General features: G+C 55.2%; 14 protein-coding genes. 2 read left to right on the forward strand and 12 right to left on the reverse strand.

Annotation, left to right across the window (positions count from 1 at the left end; genetic code table 11):
• Positions 1-98: 98 nt before the first annotated feature.
• The 9 genes from GF423_RS13365 to GF423_RS13405 all read right to left on the reverse strand — a co-directional run bounded on the left by GF423_RS13365 (position 99) and on the right by GF423_RS13405 (position 11,901).
• Positions 99-2,405, reverse strand: coding sequence for an outer membrane beta-barrel family protein (locus GF423_RS13365; RefSeq protein WP_154328821.1), 2,307 nt, complete (start codon positions 2,403-2,405; stop codon positions 99-101).
• Positions 2,392-2,535 (reverse strand): hypothetical protein, encoded by a 144-nt coding sequence (locus GF423_RS14385; protein ID WP_154328822.1) that lies wholly within the window; start codon positions 2,533-2,535, stop codon positions 2,392-2,394. Before GF423_RS14385 ends, GF423_RS13365 begins: the two co-directional genes overlap by 14 nt.
• 337 nt (positions 2,536-2,872) lie before the next feature.
• Entirely contained in the window at positions 2,873-4,222 is a 1,350-nt protein-coding gene (gene lpdA / locus GF423_RS13375; protein ID WP_154328823.1) for a dihydrolipoyl dehydrogenase, read from the reverse strand.
• Positions 4,219-5,724, reverse strand: a complete 1,506-nt coding sequence (gcvPB, locus tag GF423_RS13380; RefSeq protein WP_154328824.1) for an aminomethyl-transferring glycine dehydrogenase subunit GcvPB — start codon at positions 5,722-5,724, stop codon at positions 4,219-4,221. Before gcvPB ends, lpdA begins: the two co-directional genes overlap by 4 nt.
• A complete protein-coding gene (gene gcvPA, locus GF423_RS13385; RefSeq protein WP_154328825.1) occupies positions 5,717-7,069 on the reverse strand; it encodes an aminomethyl-transferring glycine dehydrogenase subunit GcvPA in 1,353 nt (450 codons plus the stop codon). Before gcvPA ends, gcvPB begins: the two co-directional genes overlap by 8 nt.
• A 128-nt stretch (positions 7,070-7,197) precedes the next feature.
• Positions 7,198-7,578: a glycine cleavage system protein GcvH gene (gene gcvH, locus GF423_RS13390; RefSeq protein ID WP_154328826.1), complete on the reverse strand. Its 381-nt coding sequence runs from the start codon at positions 7,576-7,578 to the stop codon at positions 7,198-7,200.
• A gap of 74 nt (positions 7,579-7,652) precedes the next feature.
• Complete coding sequence (gene gcvT, locus GF423_RS13395; protein ID WP_154328827.1) at positions 7,653-8,750, reverse strand: glycine cleavage system aminomethyltransferase GcvT; 1,098 nt, start codon at positions 8,748-8,750, stop codon at positions 7,653-7,655.
• A 119-nt stretch (positions 8,751-8,869) separates the two neighbouring features.
• A complete protein-coding gene (gene lipA / locus GF423_RS13400) occupies positions 8,870-10,714 on the reverse strand; it encodes a bifunctional lipoate--protein ligase/lipoyl synthase (protein ID WP_154328828.1) in 1,845 nt (614 codons plus the stop codon).
• A gap of 107 nt (positions 10,715-10,821) precedes the next feature.
• Entirely contained in the window at positions 10,822-11,901 is a 1,080-nt protein-coding gene (locus GF423_RS13405; protein ID WP_154328829.1) for an acyltransferase family protein, read from the reverse strand.
• Positions 11,902-12,151: 250 nt separating this feature from the next.
• Between GF423_RS13405 and pepI the strand changes: the two genes are divergently transcribed.
• Positions 12,152-13,033: a proline iminopeptidase gene (pepI, locus tag GF423_RS13410; protein WP_154328830.1), complete on the forward strand. Its 882-nt coding sequence runs from the start codon at positions 12,152-12,154 to the stop codon at positions 13,031-13,033.
• A 32-nt stretch (positions 13,034-13,065) separates the two neighbouring features.
• Here the strand turns inward: pepI and GF423_RS13415 are convergent, their stop codons facing one another.
• Entirely contained in the window at positions 13,066-14,409 is a 1,344-nt protein-coding gene (locus GF423_RS13415; protein WP_154328831.1) for a TIGR00341 family protein, read from the reverse strand.
• A gap of 165 nt (positions 14,410-14,574) precedes the next feature.
• On the opposite strand from GF423_RS13415, the gene GF423_RS13420 reads away from it, so the two are divergent.
• Positions 14,575-14,742 (forward strand): alpha/beta fold hydrolase, encoded by a 168-nt coding sequence (locus tag GF423_RS13420; protein WP_154328832.1) that lies wholly within the window; start codon positions 14,575-14,577, stop codon positions 14,740-14,742.
• A 6-nt stretch (positions 14,743-14,748) separates the two neighbouring features.
• Here GF423_RS13420 and GF423_RS13425 read toward each other — a convergent pair whose 3' ends face one another.
• Positions 14,749-15,039 (reverse strand): TIGR04076 family protein, encoded by a 291-nt coding sequence (locus GF423_RS13425; RefSeq protein WP_154328833.1) that lies wholly within the window; start codon positions 15,037-15,039, stop codon positions 14,749-14,751.
• Positions 15,040-15,184: 145 nt separating this feature from the next.
• Positions 15,185-17,329 (reverse strand): dipeptidyl-peptidase Dpp5, encoded by a 2,145-nt coding sequence (gene dpp5 / locus GF423_RS13430; RefSeq protein ID WP_154328834.1) that lies wholly within the window; start codon positions 17,327-17,329, stop codon positions 15,185-15,187.
• Positions 17,330-17,361 lie beyond the last annotated feature (32 nt).

Genomic DNA, 17,361 nt, shown 5'->3' on the forward strand with positions numbered 1-17,361 from the left:
AAGACGGTCGTGTAGCAAGAAATGTGCCCTTGGACTATGGCGCGAGCCTAAGTGACGCAAGGGCATTTCTTGTGCGGAGCCAAGTCCTGCATTTGTTTTTATCGGCTCTCGGTGCGGCGGGTGTACTCGTCGGAGCTGTCGTCGCGCTCAAAACTTGTTCTCACCGTGTTGAAGGTGTAGGTGATCGACAGGCTCACGCACCGCCCGTCGTAGTCAAATCGTGAGTAACGCGTCACATTGTTGGAGTAGGTGCGTGAACTCGACGGGCTCACCGACTTGTTCAGCAGGTCGTAGCCTGCCAGTGTGACTTGCAACTTATCTTTAAAGTAGCTTGCCGAAATGCCCACGTTTGCCCCTAAGGTGTGCCCCATGCGTTGGTTGCCAAACCTGCGGGGCGACTGGTACCAGCTATTGGTGAACAGGTCGTATTTGCCTGCAATGGTGTATCTTGCATTGAGCATCAACAGCCAGTTCAGCTGGTGCTGTGTGTCGATCCCGCCCAGAAATGGATATCTGTTTCGCGACCACGTGAGGATCGATGTGGCAAACACGTTATACTTGCGTTGCCACATGCCGTAGGTCAAGTTATAGGCCACTTCATTGTATTTCCCGCCATTGCAAGGCTGTGTGAGTATGGCATTCTTCACCTTGTCGTAGGGGGTGTAGCTGTCGACCGTCTGGTTGTTGCGCCAGGTGTACTCAAGCGATGTGGTGAAGTTTTTCAACTGGCCAAATGAGAGCGAGAGGTTGTTGCTCTTGGTGTGATGCAAATTCAGGTTGCCCACATAGTAATTCAGCGAGTCGATAAACTCCACATTGGGGTTAAGCTGATAGTAGGGCGGGGCGTAGCCCGAGCGCTTATAGCTCAGCGTGAGGCTCTTGCCCTTTATGTTCCACTTGATGGCCGCCGAGGGCAGAACCATGTCATATCGCTTGCTGAATGGCTCGGCATCGTTTTCCTCGCACTTCAGGTAATAGTGGGAGTAGGCAAGTCCGCCGCTCAGGTTCACACTCTTGATGTCGTGTGAATAGTTCACATAGCTCGACAGCACATCATTGGTCACGTCGGCAAGTCGGCCCACATTGTTGGTGATGTAGTTGTTGGAATTGGAAGAGAAGGTGCCTGTATACCCGGCCGAGAGCGCCCCCTTGCCCAGTTGCTGTTGCAGTTCGGCGTAGGTCACCCATGCCTTGTAATGTACAGGATTGGAAATAATTGCTGGAGTGGCAGTGCCATTGGCCGAGAGGGTGTTGTCGAGATTGCGATGTATGTCGTTGTAGGCTACACGCATCGAGAGTGTCGTTTTCTCGGCATCGAGGTAATAGCCCATGCCCACGTTGTGGGCGCGGTTGCGTGAGCGCTCCTTGCTCATGTAGGATTGAAGCATGTAGCTGGGCAAGAGGGTCTCGATCGCAGTGTGCGTGCGCGTGTTGCCATGCTCGAAGCTGCCCGAGTACTGTGCCTGCAACCTCGACTTGGAGTTGATGTCGTAGCTCATGCCTGCAAAGACTTGCACATCGTTGCTGCGATATCGGGCGTCGTTGGTTGTGTTGTACTCCTCGGCGTGTTGCTTCGTCTCGAGGTTGTCGACGATAGTGCTCGAGGTGCTCGACGGGCGGCTGCCGCCATGGGAATACTCGGCCGAAAGTTCGCCCGACACTTTGTTGAACTTGAAGTTGGCATTCAGTGCAGTTGCTATGCCCGCATTGTGGCTGCGTTGTGTGTATCTCACATTGGGCGACAACGACACATAGTCGTGCAAGTGTTTTTTCATTTTTATCTTTATCACACTCGTGGTTCCCGGTGGGTACTCGCCTCCAGGTTCTCTTATGATTTCGATCGACGAGATGTCTTTCGACAAAATGCTGTTGAGCTCCTTCTGCGACGACAGCCTGCGGTTGTCGACATAGATGAGCGGCACTCCGCGGCCGGGTACCGTGATTGCGCCATTTATTCTCATCAGCCCCGGCGTCCATTCCAGTGTTTCCATTCCCGAGTGAAAAGTGCCCAGATATCCCTCGGCCACATTGAGATACTTGGTGCTCGTCCCTTCGGTTTTCATCGTGGTCGTTGCTCTCACCACCACTTCTTTCAGCTGCACAGTGGTGTCGCGTTGCATATACACGATGAGCAGGGTGTCGTTATGATTATAATCGAGATATACGTCTTTGTAGTTCTGGGCTTCCAGCCTCAAGCGATTGAAGGCAACATTGGGCAGTGTGAATTTCATAGTCCTGAACGACTCGCTTGCCACCGCCACAGTGTCTTGAAACAGTGTCACCTTGCTGGGCACGCTGTTCACTCCGCTGGTTCTCAACTCCACGCTCACTTGTTGGGCCTGCACGTGTTGCACGACCAGTATCAGGCACGCAGCCAGGCACGCTATCAGTCTATTGGTTGTCATATAATTTCGTAATTATGTCGTTGATTTTGTATTTCTCGGCAGGGCAAGGTCTTTCCTTGCCCTTGGATTTTGCTCTTTCGTTGGGACAACCTCCGCCACATATTGGCAAAATGTTGCAGTGACTGCACACGCGATCGTCAAAAGATAACCGCCAAAGAGCTCGCTCAGTTCATCATCGGCAGAAGATTGGCTTCGTCGGTCATTCCCGATCGCAAGAGCTCAATCTCTGTTTTTTTTGATTTCTTTTTCTTTTTTGTCCAAAAGATTCAAATTAATGATTAATTCTCAATCGCAAATATATATGATGTATGTTTTGTATCCCAATCTATTTTTGTAATTATTTTTGCAATTAACATTATTTAATACACCAAACGAAAAGGGCGAAGACCATATTGTTTAAGACAACAATCGCGACCCAGGGTGTTGAGTCGCGATTGGATATTTGGTGTTTGGCTTGTGTGTAACTGTTAAGCAAACTGCTTGGCCACGTTCATCACCACCTCACTCAGGGTGGGGTGGCCGTGGATGCAGCAAGCCAGCTGGTCGACGGTGGCCTTGGCGTTCATGGCCATCACCACCTCTTGAATGAGGTCGGCAGCATGGGCACCGCACACGTGGCAGCCCACGATGAGGCGCGTGCGTGTGTCGACGATCATCTTGATCAGTCCGTCGGGCTCGCCCATGGCCAGCGCTTTGCCGTTGGCACGGAAGAGACCTTTCTTCACCACCACGTCGAGGCCTTGCTGCTTGCATTGCTCCTCGGTGAGGCCCACCATCGACAGCTCGGGCACGGTGAAGACGGCGCTGGGCACGATGTCGAGGCGATACTTGGGCGCATCGCCCATGATGCTGGTCAGGGCTATCTCGCCTTGTGCCGTGGCAGCGTGAGCCAGCATGCACAGGCCGTTTACGTCGCCTATGGCGTAGAGTCCTGGCACGCAGGTTTCCATCTCGGCGTTCACCTCGATGCCGCGTCGGCCCACGGTGGCGCCGGTGAGCTCAATGCCGGCAGGCAGCACGGGCTGGCGCCCTACTGCCATGAGCACCTTCTCGCACTCTACAGCGAGGGTCTTGCCCTTGGCCTCGTAGGTCACGATGTAGCCCCTGTCGCAGGCCGCAATGGCCTTGACGCCTGCACCAGTCACGATATTGATGCCGCGCTTTGAGAGCAGGCTTCTGAGTCGCTTGGCCACGTCTTTGTCGAAGGGGGGAAGTATCTCTTTGCAGTATTCCACCACAGTGACATCGACATCAAAGCTGCTGAAGATGCCGGCAAACTCCATGCCGATGACACCGCCGCCCACGATGCACAGGCTCTTGGGCAGCGACTGCATGGAGAGCACGTCGTCGCTCGTCATGGCCAGCTCGGCTCCTGGTATGGGCAATCCCTTGGGGGCCGACCCGGTGGCAATGATGATGTTGCCGGCGCTGTAGTGCTCGTCGCCCACAGCCACTGTGTGAGCGTCGACAAAGCGGGCTTCGCCCTTGACCAGAGTGATGAGCGGATTGTTGAGCAGCATGGCCACGCCCTCGCGCAGCTGGGCCACGACTTGTTGCTTGCGGTCGTAGGCAGCCTTGTAGTCGACGGTGAGCCCTCCGGTGGCGATGCCATACTTGTCGGCCTCCTTGAGCAGGTCGATGACCTCGGCGTTGCGGCACAGGGCCTTGGTGGGGATGCAACCGCGGTTGAGGCACGTGCCTCCCAGGTCGGCTCGCTCGATGATGGCAACCTTGAGCTGGCAACGGGCGGCCGTTGCGGCGGTCTCATAGCCGCCGGGGCCAGCCCCTATGATGAGGAGATCGTAGGTGTTGCTCATTGCTCGGTGAGTTCTTTATAGGTGACTACGGGGTGCAGGGCGGCCTGGGTGTCGTCGAGGCGACGCACCGGAGTAGTGTGGGGCGCACCCTTCACGAGGTCGGGATTTTCACGTGCCTCCTGGGCAATCTTGTGCATGACGGCGATGAAGCCGTCGAGTGTCTCCTTGCTCTCGTTTTCGCAAGGCTCTATCATGAGTGCCTCGTGGAAGAGAAGCGGGAAGTAGATAGTGGGGGCGTGATAGCCGTAGTCGAGCAGGCGCTTGGCCACGTCCATGGTGGTCACGCCGGTGCTCTTGTCCTTCAGACCGTTGAAGACAAACTCGTGCTTGCACACTGTGGGAATGGGCAGCTCATAGTCGTTTTTGAGCGACTCCTTGATGTAATTGGCATTGAGCGTGGCCAACGGTCCCACCATCTTGAGGTGCTCGTGACCCAGGGTGAGAATGTAGGTGTAGGCTCGCATCTGCACGGCAAAGTTGCCCAGGAAGCCCGAAATCGAGCCTAGGGCATCGTCGCCGAAGTCGATGGTGAACTCGGGCGTTGCTGCCTCGTCGTCGTTGTCGGCAGCAACCTCGTGGCGCACTACGCGCGGGTTGGGCAGAAACTTCTCGAGGCCGGCGCGCACGCCCACTGGGCCGCTGCCCGGGCCGCCGCCGCCGTGCGGGGTCGAGAAGGTCTTGTGCAGGTTGATGTGCATCACGTCGAAGCCCAAGTCGCCAGGGCGGCACTTGCCCAGCATGGGGTTGAGGTTGGCTCCGTCATAGTACATGAGTCCGCCGCAAGCATGCACGAGCTTGGCAATCTCGGCAATGTTGTGCTCAAAGAGGCCCAGCGTGTTGGGGTTGGTCATCATCATGCCAGCCACGGTGTCGTCGAGCAGGGGCTTGAGCGCATCGACATCGACGGTGCCGTCGGGACGGCTCTTCACCTCAACCACATCGAGGCCGCACACGGCCGAGCTGGCGGGATTGGTGCCGTGGGCGCTGTCGGGGATGATGATCTTGGTGCGCTTGTCGTCGCCGCGGCTCATGTGGTAGCTGCGTATGATCATGAGGCCAGTGAGCTCGCCGTGGGCGCCGGCAAAGGGGTTGAGCGTGAACTCGCTCATGCCGGCAATCTCGGCCAGGCTGCACTGCAGGTTGTAGTACACCTCGAGGGCGCCTTGCACGCTCTCGACGGCCTGCAACGGGTGCAAGCTGGCAAAGTCGCGGCGGGCGGCCATCTCGTCGTTTATCTTGGGATTGTACTTCATGGTGCACGACCCAAGCGGGTAGAAACCGGTATCCACACCAAAGTTGTTGTTGCTCATGTTGGTGTAGTGGCGCACCACGGTGAGTTCGTCGCACTCGGGCAGGGCGGGGTCGCTATTGCGCAGCAGCTCGGCTGGCAGTCCCTCGCTCATACGGTACTCGCCGCTGAGCTCGTTTTTGGGCAGCGAGTAGCCCACGCGTCCAGGTTTCGAAAGCTCGAAAATCAGTTTTCCGTAATACACATTATTCATTTTCAATCTCCTCCCTTTCGATTACATGGTTACACATTTCTACTACATTGTCGATGTCTTGCTTGGAGATGGTTTCGGTCACGCACAGCAGCAAGGTGTCGGGTGCGATCTTGAGGCCGAATTGCACGCCCTGGGTCTCGCGCAGCTGGCGTTGAAGAGCATCGATGTCGCCGTCAACCCTTACGGCAAACTCGTTGAGGAAGGGCTTGCCTGGGTAGCGCATGGTGAAGTGCGGGTTGTCGGTCAAGCGGTCGGCCAGGTAGTGGGCGCCGCTGTAACTCAGCTGGTTCACCTCTTTGAGCCCCTGCTTGCCCATCAGGGCCAGGTAGACGGTGATGTAGAGGGCCATGAGACTCTCGTTGGAGCATATGTTGCTCGTGGCTTTCTCGCGGCGTATGTGCTGCTCGCGGGCCTGAAGGGTGAGCACAAAGGTGCGCTTGCCATCGAGGTCGTGGGTTTGGCCCACAATGCGGCCTGGCATTTTGCGTATGAGTTTCTTGCTGGTGCACATGTAGCCCACAAAGGGGCCGCCAAAGTTCATGGGGATGCCCAGCGACTGGCCGTCGCCCACTGCGATGTCGGCTCCCCACTCGCCAGGGGTCTTGAGCACGCCCAGTGCGCTTGCCACGCTGTTGATGATAAACAGGGTCTTGTGCTTGTGGCAGGTGTCGGCCCAGCCTGTGTAGTCCTCGACGATGCCGTAGAAGTTGGGGGCGCTCACGATCACGCCGGCCACATCGTCGGCGGCCACTTTGGCCTCAAAGTCGGCCTTGTCGGTCACGCCGTCGCGCTCGTCGATGGTCACCACCTGCACGCCGTGATACTTGGCATAGGTCTCTACCACGCGGGTCACAACAGGGTTGACCGTGGCCGAGATGAGCACCTTGTTGCGCTTGCGGCTTGCGGCGCAGGCCATCATCATGGCCTCGGCAGTGGCGGTGCAACCGTCATACATCGAGGCGTTGCTCACTTCCATGCCTGTGAGCTCGGCCATCATGCTCTGGTACTCAAAGATGTATTGCAGGGTGCCTTGCGAAATTTCGGCCTGATAGGGGGTGTAGGAGGTGAGAAACTCGCTTCGCTCGACTATGCTTTTCACCACAGCTGGGCTGTAGTGGTCATAGCATCCAGCGCCAATCATGCACTTGAGCGGCTGGTTTTTGGCGCCCAGCTCGTCGAAGAACTTGCGCACCTCGATTTCGCTCATCGCGTCGGGGAGGGCATATTCTCGCTTGAACTGCAGCTCCTGGGGTATGTCGCTGTACAAGTCGTCGAGACTCGACATCCCGCAGGTGTTGAGCATCGCTTTGATGTCGCCCTCGGTGTGTGGAAAATATTTGAACATTGTTTCTCTTTATTAAATTTTGAGTGCAGGGCTCCAGTTCGGGCCACGGCGCCCATGGCGACGCTGCCTGCTCGGGGGCCCTGCAATCGTTGTGCTCTGTTGTTAAGAAGGTTAATGTCTTGTTGATGTTACTCGCCTATGAATTTCTTGTAGGCAGCTGCGTCCATGAGGCTGTCGAGCTCGCTCTTGTCGCTTAGCTTCACCTTCATGATCCAGTTCTCAAAGGCGTCTTTGTTGATGAGGCCGGGCTCGTCCTCGAGAGCATCGTTCACCTCGGCCACGGTGCCGCTCACGGGGCTGTTGAGGTCGCTGGCAGCCTTCACACTCTCGACTGCGCCAAACTCCTCGCCTTGTGCCACCTCGTCGTCGACTTCGGGCATGTCGACATACACCACATTGCCCAGCTCTTTCTGAGCGTAATCGGTGATGCCCACATAGCCGTAGTCGCCGTCGACCTTCACATACTCGTGACTCTCGCTGTAGTATAAACCGTCAATTACCTTACTCATTGTTGTGTTATGTTTATTTTATGTTGTTAATTAATATGGTTGTTTTGCTATTTTTGCTGGTTGTGCCACCTGTGCTATTTCTTGTAGTTGGCTTGATAGAAGCGCTTTTTTACAACGGTGGCGGGAAATACCTTCTTGCGTATCTTCACCTTCAGCTCGTTGCCCAGTGTGCCGGCGCTGCGGTCGACCAGGGCAAAGGCCAAACTCTTGTCGAGAGAGATGCTGTGGTAGCCTGTGGTGATGTAGCCCACCACCTTGTCGTCGGCATCGAGCACGTCGTAGCCGTGGCGCGGAATGGCGCGGTCGTGCAGCTCGAGGCCCACCAGCTTCTTGGGGCTGCCCTCGGCCTTCTGACGGGCACAGGCGTCGCGCCCGATAAAGCCGCCTTGCTTGTCGAGCTTGACAAACATGCCCAGTGTGGCTGTGATGGGAGAGATGTCCTTGCTCAGCTCGTCGCCGTAGAGCGGCAGGCCAGCCTCAAAGCGCAGCGTGTCGCGGCATCCCAGGCCGCAGGGTTGCACGCCGGCAGCCATGAGCTTGTCCCACATCTCAACAATGGTATTGTGGCTGGCATAGATTTCAAAGCCGTCCTCGCCTGTGTAGCCCGTGCGGCTCACGATGATGGTCTCGCCGTTGCACTCCAGTTCCTTGTGGGTGTAGAATGTGAGGTCGCTGCCATCGATGCCGAGCACGCTCTTGAGCTTTTCCTCGGCCTCGGGGCCTTGCAGAGCCAGCTGGCCGTAGAAGTCGCTCTGGTGTGCGATGCTCACGTTGTAGTCCTGCTTTTGCTCGTCGAGCCAAGCCACATCCTTGTCGATGTTGGCAGCGTTATAGACCAGGAAGAAGTCGTTGTCGCCCATTTTGTAGACCAGCAGGTCGTCGACAGTGCCGCCGTCGGGATACAGCATCATGCCGTAATACACCTTGCCCTTGGGGGCGTTCCACACATCGTTGGTGAACACGTGGTTCACATATTTCTCGGCATCGGGGCCAGTGATTCTCGACTCGCCCATGTGTGAGACGTCAAACACGCCCACATGCTTGCGCACGGCGTTATGTTCCTCAATGATACCAGCATACTGGATGGGCATGTCGAAGCCTCCGAAAGGGCTCATGAGTGCTCCCAGTGCTACGTGCTTGTCATAAAGACATGTTTTTTTGTTTTCTGCCATAGTTGTTTTATGTGAAATAAAAGGTTGTTGGTATTGCAGTTATATTTTTCTTCAAAGATAGATAAAATTATTTACACTTCGGCATTGTGCCGCACAATTTTTTAAAGTGTCTCGTTGTATCACTCTTGGCGTTGCAGGGTTTTGTACTGCTCGGCGTGATAGGACGAGCGCACAAAGGGGCCGCTCACCACTTGCTCAAAGCCCTTGTCCTCGCCCAGTTGCTTGTATTGGGCAAACTTCGATGGCTTGATGTAGGCTTTCACAGCAATGTGCCGCAATGTGGGTTGCAGGTATTGCCCTATAGTGAGTATCTTGCAACCTGCGGCGAGCAGGTCGTCCATGGTTTGCTCCACCTCCTGCTCGGTCTCGCCCAGGCCCAGCATGAGGCCCGACTTGGCTGTGAAACCGCGCTCGGCGATGTGGCGCAGCACGTCGAGGCTTTGGTCATATTGGGCCACGCTGCGCACTGCCGGGGTGAGCCGCCTCACGGTCTCGATATTGTGCCCCACGATATAGGGCTGTTCGGCCAGCACCATGTCGACCAGGTCGAGGCGCCCTTGGAAGTCGGGGATGAGCACCTCGACAGTGGTGTGCGGGTTCAGTTCTTTGATGGCTTTCACTGTCAGGCTCCAATGTCGGGCACCCAGGTCGGGCAAATCGTCGCGGTCGACCGAGGTGATGACGGCGTGCTTGAGCTGCAACTGTGCCACAGCCTTGGCCACGTTGAGGGGCTCGTAAGGGTCGAGCGGTTGCGGCCGCCCCGAGGGTGTGTTGCAGAAGCGGCAGTTGCGCGTGCACACATTGCCGCCTATCATGAGGGTGGCTGTGCCTGCTTTCCAACACTCGGCCTTGTTGGGGCACAGGCCGCTGGTGCATATCGTGTTGAGGTGGTTGCCAGCCACAGCATCGCTTGTGTGTCGTGTGGTCGTGGTCGAGGTAAGGTCAATTTTCAGCCACTCGGGCTTGGGCAAGTGGGGCGGCCTGCCAAAGAGCAGCCGCAAGAACTGCATGACGGTGAGGTTGCGTATCACCTTGCCCGTGTCGACGCCGTCGAGTGCCTGGGTCACAGCCTCGCGGTCGTAGGCTACACCTTGCAGCCGCGCCAGCAGGTCACGGTCAAGGTCGCCGAGCAAGAAGTAGTCGCCCACAAGGTTGATATATTGTATCTTTCCAGCTTTTACCTGAACTCTTGCTTCAATCTCGCCCACATCTTTCAAGATGAGACTGCGCTTCACGGTGTAGCTGGGCGAGTTGTCATAGACAAATTCGTGCGAGGCCAGTGGTTTCTCAAGCTGGGCAACGCCTTGCATGTGGACCTGGTTGAGGGTGATCTGGCTGTCTCCGCACACGAGCTGCCGCAACTGCTCTACAAACTGTGGCAGTGTCAGCCTGGTGTAGTCGCCCAGGTTGGCTACGCGCTGGCGATTGGATTTCACGCCTTTGCTCTCAAGCTTTTTCGACGGCTTCAGGCAGCTGGCCAGCTGGTCGAGGTCGGTGGAGTAGAGCAGGGTGTTGTGCAGCACGCTGCGATTGCCGTAGCGGTAAAAGGCTGCGCCTGCCACTTTCTTGCCTTCCACAAGGATGTCGTTGCGCCCCGATGAGCTCACTGCGACGCCCAGCCGGTTGATGGCTTTGACCACGAGGTCGATATAGTCGTTGAACAGGGCATTCACGTTGCCCTCCTTGGTGATGTAGCTGAATTGCAGGCAGCCCCGGTCGGCATAGACGGTGCCGCCTCCGCTCTTGCGGCGGTAGATGTGCACGCCGTGCTCGCGGCAGTACTGCTCGTTTACTTCGTTCTCGAGCAGCTGGTTGCGGCCCAGCATGGCAGTGGGCTCAACTTGCCAGATGAAGAAATAGTCGTCGTCGGTGAAATGCTTGGCCACATATTCCTCTACAGCGAAATAGAATGGCAACTGGCGGCTTTCTCCTTGGCGTGGAGCTGGAAGGTTGATATATTTCATTTCAGTTTCAGAAAAAGTTGTTTTAAGATCATTATGGGCAAAGTTAAGCATTTGCGCCGAAATCCGCAATTTTATGTTGCACTATAATCGTGCCGCCCCCAGTCGGGCTATTGTAGCCATTTTATCTTGTTTATCACATAGAACTTGACCACGTGGGCAAAGGCTACGGCTCCAATCAGGGTTGCCAACAGCGTAAGGATATAAAGAAGGTTGGGGTTGGCAATCAACTTTTCTAAATGCATGAGACCCGTAACGCGGAACAGCATCATGTGGCACAGGTAGACCTCCATGCTTATTTTTCCAAGATACCTGGTTGCCCTGTTGTTCAGCACCACGTCGTTGCTCCCTAAACCATAGATGAGCCACGTTGCAAAAATGATGGTGCATGACGCCAATTCAACAAGGCGGTCGAGGCACATGAATGTTGCCACCGTGATTGCACACGCGCCAGCGAGTGCCAGCAGCTTGTGGGCGCTCACCCATGCGGCTAACTGACGACGGTATAGATAGACAATGCCCCCAACTACAAAATAGGGTGCACAGTACAGTATGTTATCTCGTTCAAAATCGGTTGGTTGCTGGAAGTATTGTTTTGAGCCGAAATAATAGATCCCTATCAGTGCAAGCAACACCGATACCGCAAGTGTGCCCCATGCCCGGCGCCGATTGTCAATGAGAAAAACGAAAAACGGATAAAGCATGTAGAACACGAAAATCACACCTAAAAACCACCCCACTCCGATAACTCCGATTTTGACGTTCGGGTAAAGGCCAAAGCACAACGTGAGGTCGGCAAAGCCTTCAAGCAGGGCGCCTAAATTGTGTGTCCACGTCATGTCGATAATAACCATGATGGCAAAGAAAGGCAAAACACGCTTGTATCGCTTTAGGTAGAAGGCGTGAGGCGTAATATGACAGGCTTTAATCCTGTCGTAATATCCACAACTCAAGCCAAATGCGCTTATCATCATAAAGAGAAACACGAAGTTGGTGAAGAATGGAATGACAGTTGTTGTCAAGTAGTTCTCGCTGGGCTTAATAGCAATGTCAGATAAAACATGCATCATCACAATGCCAATTATCGCGTAGGCGCGCATGCCGTCTAAGGCCCCGTAATGTTCTCGGCCATTGTTGTTGCTGCTGCAGCTCGGCATCGATGATGGAGCGATAGTGAGCATAGTTTTCATTGTGTTCAGTTGTAGATGAGTGTAAATTGTAGTTTGTTACGTGGCGATGGTGTGCTGCCGGCATGTCACAGCCCGTTGCAGCCGTCGCTGTCGAGAGAGTAGGCGGCAAAGTTAAGCAATAGTGCCGACCCGCACAATTTTTTCGGCCCGCATATTGTTGTATGACGGCCTGAGCGGGCATCGACAGTTGCACATGTGAGGCATAATACTTATTTTTGCAAAGATAACCTATCGTAATACTTTAAGGCAAATGAAAATCGAAGACGGATACATGCCCTTTATGGGCTACAAGACTTACTATCGCATTGCCGGCGAGCAGTGCGACGGCAAGGCTCCCTTGCTGCTGTTGCATGGCGGGCCAGGCAGCACACACAACTATTTTGAAGTGCTCGACCGCATGTCCCTCACTGGCCGGCAGGTGATTTCCTACGACCAGCTGGGTTGTGGCAACTCCTATGTCGACGGTCACCCCGAGCTGTGGACTGCCCAGACCTGGGTTGATGAGCTCAAGGCCCTGCGCGACTATCTGCACATCGACGAGGTGCACCTCTTGGGCCAGTCGTGGGGCGTGATGCTGGCCATTCAATACCTCATCGAGGAAAAACCGGCAGGCGTGAAGTCGGCCATACTGTCGAGCGGTCTCCCGGCAAGCTGGCTTTGGGGCAAGGAGCAGCACCGCCTCATCAAGTTTATGAGTCGCGAGGATCAGGAAGCCATAGCCCGGGCCGAGGCTGCCAACGACTATTCCAGCCAGGACTATCTAAAGGCCAACGATCACTTTATGGCCCTGCACTGCGCTGGTCCTGTCACCCCCGACAGCCCCGAGTGCCTGCGCCGCCCCAAGAAGGCAGGCGAGGAATCCTACATCACAGCTTGGGGCCCCAACGAGTACACCCCACTGGGAACGCTCAAGGACTTTGACTATATCGACCGCCTGGGCGAGATTTCAACACCATGCCTCATCATGAGCGGCACCAACGACATGTGCACACCGCTCATTGCCAAGCTCATGTATGACGCCATTCCCCACACGCAGTGGGAGCTCTTCGACGGCGCCCGTCACATGTGCTTTGTGGAGCAAACCGACCGCTATTGCGACGTGCTCTCCCAGTGGCTCAACCGCGTCGACTGAGCGACCTTCGCTCACATGTGTTGAGCTTTTGCCTATCGCGTGACAACGAGTCTCACGCTGTCGGCATGCGTACGTTCTTTCAACCACGACTGCATGCGGGCACGCTCGTTGGCACCCAAGGTTCGCTTGCAGCCCACTACAGCCAGTACATATTGCGATGTCCTGGTCGAGTCGTTTTTCCATTCAGAGGCTCGTGTCAGGCTTATGCCCATTACATCGGGCCACACTGTGCTGGCTTCTTTTCCAATTTCGGCACTCATCAACGTATAGCGCTCATATCCCTCAAGACGAGTTTCAAGCGCTTGTATGCGCGCACTCTGTTCCATGATTTTCTGTTTGCTGGCCTCGGTGTTGCTGTTTGCCGAATTCAAGGTCTGGGCAATAAGCACACTGTCAGACTGTGAGCCTTGGATGATATTTAGACGATAGCCGCCCAGCTGGTATTCTCCCATCATGGAGCGCATGTGGTCGATCTGGTTGTTGCTTATGGTTTTGCCCACCAAAACAAGATTTAGTGTTTTGTCATCGGTCGACTGTGAAACGACTTGTGTGCCAGGAAATGTGCATTCTTTTTTCACAAACTTGCGAACATTGTTGTCGGCTACACTCTTGCCTATAATTTTCATTGTCATGTAGCTGGCGGGCAGCATGGTTAGCACGACAACGGCAAGAATGTACCGGTTTACGACCTTGACTCGGCTGGCATTTACTATTTGCTTGCGATGGAAATGCATCATGCGCACCCCTAAAAAGGTGGACAGGCTGATAAATACAGTGTTGATGAAAAACAAGTAAAAGGCTCCGAAGAAGAATTGAGCCTTGCCCATGGCCAGTCCGTACCCCGCTGTGCAAAGTGGAGGCATGAGCGCGGTGGCAATGGCTACGCCAGGGATGACATTACCCTTGCCCTTGGTCGAGATGGCCAGAATACCTGCTGCTCCGCCGCACAAGGCGATCAATACATCGTAGAGCGTGGGCGATGTGCGGGCCAGCAATTCTGATTGGGCCTCGTTGAGTGGTGTAAGCAAAAAGTAGATGGTGGCAGTGAGCACGCTGATGCCAGTTGCTACAAGATAGTTCTTGGCTGAGCGCTTGAGTAGCTCCAGATCGCTTATGCCCACAGCAAGTCCCATGCCGATGATAGGACCCATGAGTGGCGATATGAGCATGGCGCCTATGATGACAGCTGTGGAGTTGACGTTGAGCCCTAAAGAGGCGATGAAGATAGCAAAGATGAGCACCCACAAGTTGGCTCCATGAAAGGAGATCCCGCTGTTTATTTGACTCACGGTAAGGGATTCGTCCTCCTTGTCGGGCATGACGTTGAAATAGTATTTCACAATTTGCCACAATGTGTGAGTTTGCTGTTTGTCCATGATTGACAGTCTGTATGTTAATAATAAATGAGTTGTTATCGTGAAAGTAGTCTATAGCCGACCTACATCACAGCTTGGGGGCCCAACGAGTACACCCCCCTGGGAACGCTCAAGGACTTTGACTATATCGACCGCCTGGGCGAGATTTCAACACCGTGCCTCATCATGAGCGGCACCAACGACATGTGCACACCGCTCATTGCCAAGCTCATGTACGACGCCATTCCCCACACGCAGTGGGAGCTCTTCGACGGCGCCCGTCACATGTGCTTTGTGGAGCAAACCGACCGCTATTGCGACGTGCTCTCCCAGTGGCTCAACCGCGTCGACTGAGCACGGTCACTCTTGGGGCGTGCTTGCGGGAGGCTCGGGCTCTATCTTTTCAATCTTAAACACGTTGATCACGTCGACATCGGGGCAGCACACGCATATGCTGCTTGGGTCTTTGCCTGGCAGCTGGCCGCCGTATCTCAAGATGTCGATGTAAGGGAACATTACATGCTGGGCCATAGGGCACAGCGAGCCACGCTGGGTGTCCCAGTCCCAAGTGTCGCCCTTGCGGTGGCCGTGATGGCACCCCATGGGGCCCTTGCGGTCGACGACCGTGATTTTTATCTTAGCTCTTTTCATATTGCAGTTGCAAACTTACGATTTTTTCTTGATACGTCCAGTTCTGTTGAGCAGGATTTGATGTGACAATACACTCACATAACGAAGACACCGCAACCCTTAGCACTATGGTGCAGGATTGCGGTGTGGTTTCTATTTGTTATTTTTACTTGCCTTGGGCAGCAGCTTGCTTGGCAGCCTCGCTGTCAGGCATGAGCCAGCGGTCGAGCCACTTGAAGTACTCGCGCTGCCACACGATGCTGTTCTGCGGGCGTTGCACCCAGTGGCACTCGCTGGGGTAGAGCACCATGTGGGTGGGAATGCCGCGCAGGCGTGCTGCGTTGAAGGCTTGCATCGTCTGAGTGTAGCTTATGCGGAAGTCGTTCTCGCCAGTTGTCACCATGATGGGCTTGTCCCAGTTCTGAACAAAGTTCTTGGGGTCGGCCTCGCGGTAGGAGCGCATGGCAGTGGCGTTATCCTTGTCCCAAGGTGCACCGCCCAGGTCCCAGTTCACAAACCACATTTCCTCGGTCTCGAGATACTGGGCGCGCAGGTCGAAGATGCCAGCGTGCGAGAGGAAGCAGGCAAAGCGGTTGTTATGATGTCCGGCCAGCCAGTACACCGAGTAGCCGCCGTAGCTGGCGCCCACACATCCCATGTGGTCGCCGTCGATATAAGACTGCTTCTTCATGTAGTCGGCAGCTGCCATGTAGTCTTTCATGTTCTGGCCTGAGTAGTCGCCCGAAATTTCGGCGTTCCACTCTGTGCCCCAGCCAGGCATGCCGCGGCGGTTGGGCAGTATCACTACATAGCCGTGATTGGCCATGATGCGTATGTTCCAACGGTAGCTCCAGAATTGTGATACTGGCGATTGCGGACCACCCTCGCAGAAGAAGATTGACGGGTATTTCTTGTTGGGGTCGAAGTTGGGGGGCAGTACTACCCAGGTGAGCATCTGCTTGCCGTCGGTGGTGGGCACCCACTCCTGCCTGCAGCTTATGGGGTCGATGCTGGCCAGTAGCTCGTCGTTGACGGCCGTGAGCTTGGTCGCGGCTGTGGAGAGCTGTGCCGCGGGCTTGGTGCCAATTTTCACGCTGTAGATTTCGGCTGGGCTGCTATAGGATTGCACGGTAGTCACAATCAGGTTTTTGCCCACAGAAATCATGCCGCTGTAGTCTTGCCATCCACCGGCTATCTGCTCCACTTTCTTGTTGGCCACGTTGATGCGGAACATGGGTATCGTGCCATGATAGGGAGCTGTGAAGTAGATGTATTTCTCGTCGGGGCTCCACGCCACAGCATCAACGCTGTAGTCCCAGTCGGCAGTGAGGTCGACCTTGGTGCCGCCAGGCTTGTCCATGACGAAGATGCGGTTTTTGTCGGCCTCATAGCCGTCATGCTCCATCGATATCCAGGCAATCTTGCCGCTCCTTGACACCACAGGGTTGTTGTCGTAGCCCATCATGCCCTCGGTCAGGTTGGTAGTGTTGCCGCTGGCCAGGTCATAGAGGTAGAGGTCGCTGTTGGTCGAGAGGGCATAGTCCTTGCCCACCTTCTTGCGGCACACGTAGATGAAGCTCTTGCTGTCGGGCATCCACGCCAGTTGCTCAACACCGCCCCAGGGGCGCATGGGCGACTCAAACTTGGTGCCCTCGAGCACATTTTTGAGATTGGCCACCTGCATGCCGTCGAAGTCGCCCACCCAGGGCTGCGGAATCTCTTCGACCCACTCGTTCCAGTGCCTGTACATCAAGTCGTCGATGATGCGGGCGTCGCTCTTGGGCATGTCGGGGTAAACGTCGACTGCACGTGTGTCGTATTTCACTGTCGATATCACGATTATCTTTTTCTCATCGGGCGAGATAGAAAAGCCCTCAATGTCTTTTTTCATGCTCGATACACACTGGCGGCCAGTGCCGTCGGCGTTCATCACCCACACTTGGTTCACTGCCTTGTCGGCCTTGTCATCCTTGTAAACAAAGGCAATGCGCTTGCCGCCGTCGATCCACACAGCGTTGCTCTCGCTGTTGGGGGTGTTGGTGAGTTGTGTGGCATTCTTGCCGTCGATGTCCATCACCCACAGGTCGCGGTTGCTCTTGTTGGCAGCAATGTCGATGCGTGTCACCCCGTAGAGCACTCGCTTGCCGTCGGGTGAAACTTGTGGGTCGCTCACGCGGCCAAAACTGTTGAGAACTTCGGGAGTGAACTTTCCGCCAGGGGCCTTGGTCACGTTCTGTCCGGTGGCAGCAGGTGTGCCGGTCGCCATCATCGCCATAGCCGATGCCATAATTACTGGTTTGAAAATTTTCATAATATTATCTTGATTGAATTACGTAATTTTAA

It is taken from the genome of Sodaliphilus pleomorphus, from assembly GCF_009676955.1.
Taxonomy (GTDB): domain Bacteria; phylum Bacteroidota; class Bacteroidia; order Bacteroidales; family Muribaculaceae; genus Sodaliphilus; species Sodaliphilus pleomorphus.

Coding starts and splice junctions, on each gene's coding strand:
- gcvPB (WP_154328824.1), bottom strand. CDS start 5,724: ATGAATAATGTGTATTACGGAAAACTGATTTTCGAGCTTTCGAAACCT.
- GF423_RS13425 (WP_154328833.1), bottom strand. CDS start 15,039: ATGAAAAGAGCTAAGATAAAAATCACGGTCGTCGACCGCAAGGGCCCC.
- gcvH (WP_154328826.1), bottom strand. CDS start 7,578: ATGAGTAAGGTAATTGACGGTTTATACTACAGCGAGAGTCACGAGTAT.
- lipA (WP_154328828.1), bottom strand. CDS start 10,714: ATGAAATATATCAACCTTCCAGCTCCACGCCAAGGAGAAAGCCGCCAG.
- GF423_RS13415 (WP_154328831.1), bottom strand. CDS start 14,409: ATGGACAAACAGCAAACTCACACATTGTGGCAAATTGTGAAATACTAT.
- gcvT (WP_154328827.1), bottom strand. CDS start 8,750: ATGGCAGAAAACAAAAAAACATGTCTTTATGACAAGCACGTAGCACTG.
- GF423_RS13420 (WP_154328832.1), top strand. CDS start 14,575: ATGAGCGGCACCAACGACATGTGCACACCGCTCATTGCCAAGCTCATG.
- GF423_RS13405 (WP_154328829.1), bottom strand. CDS start 11,901: ATGAAAACTATGCTCACTATCGCTCCATCATCGATGCCGAGCTGCAGC.
- pepI (WP_154328830.1), top strand. CDS start 12,152: ATGAAAATCGAAGACGGATACATGCCCTTTATGGGCTACAAGACTTAC.
- dpp5 (WP_154328834.1), bottom strand. CDS start 17,329: ATGAAAATTTTCAAACCAGTAATTATGGCATCGGCTATGGCGATGATG.
- lpdA (WP_154328823.1), bottom strand. CDS start 4,222: ATGAGCAACACCTACGATCTCCTCATCATAGGGGCTGGCCCCGGCGGC.
- gcvPA (WP_154328825.1), bottom strand. CDS start 7,069: ATGTTCAAATATTTTCCACACACCGAGGGCGACATCAAAGCGATGCTC.
- GF423_RS13365 (WP_154328821.1), bottom strand. CDS start 2,405: ATGACAACCAATAGACTGATAGCGTGCCTGGCTGCGTGCCTGATACTG.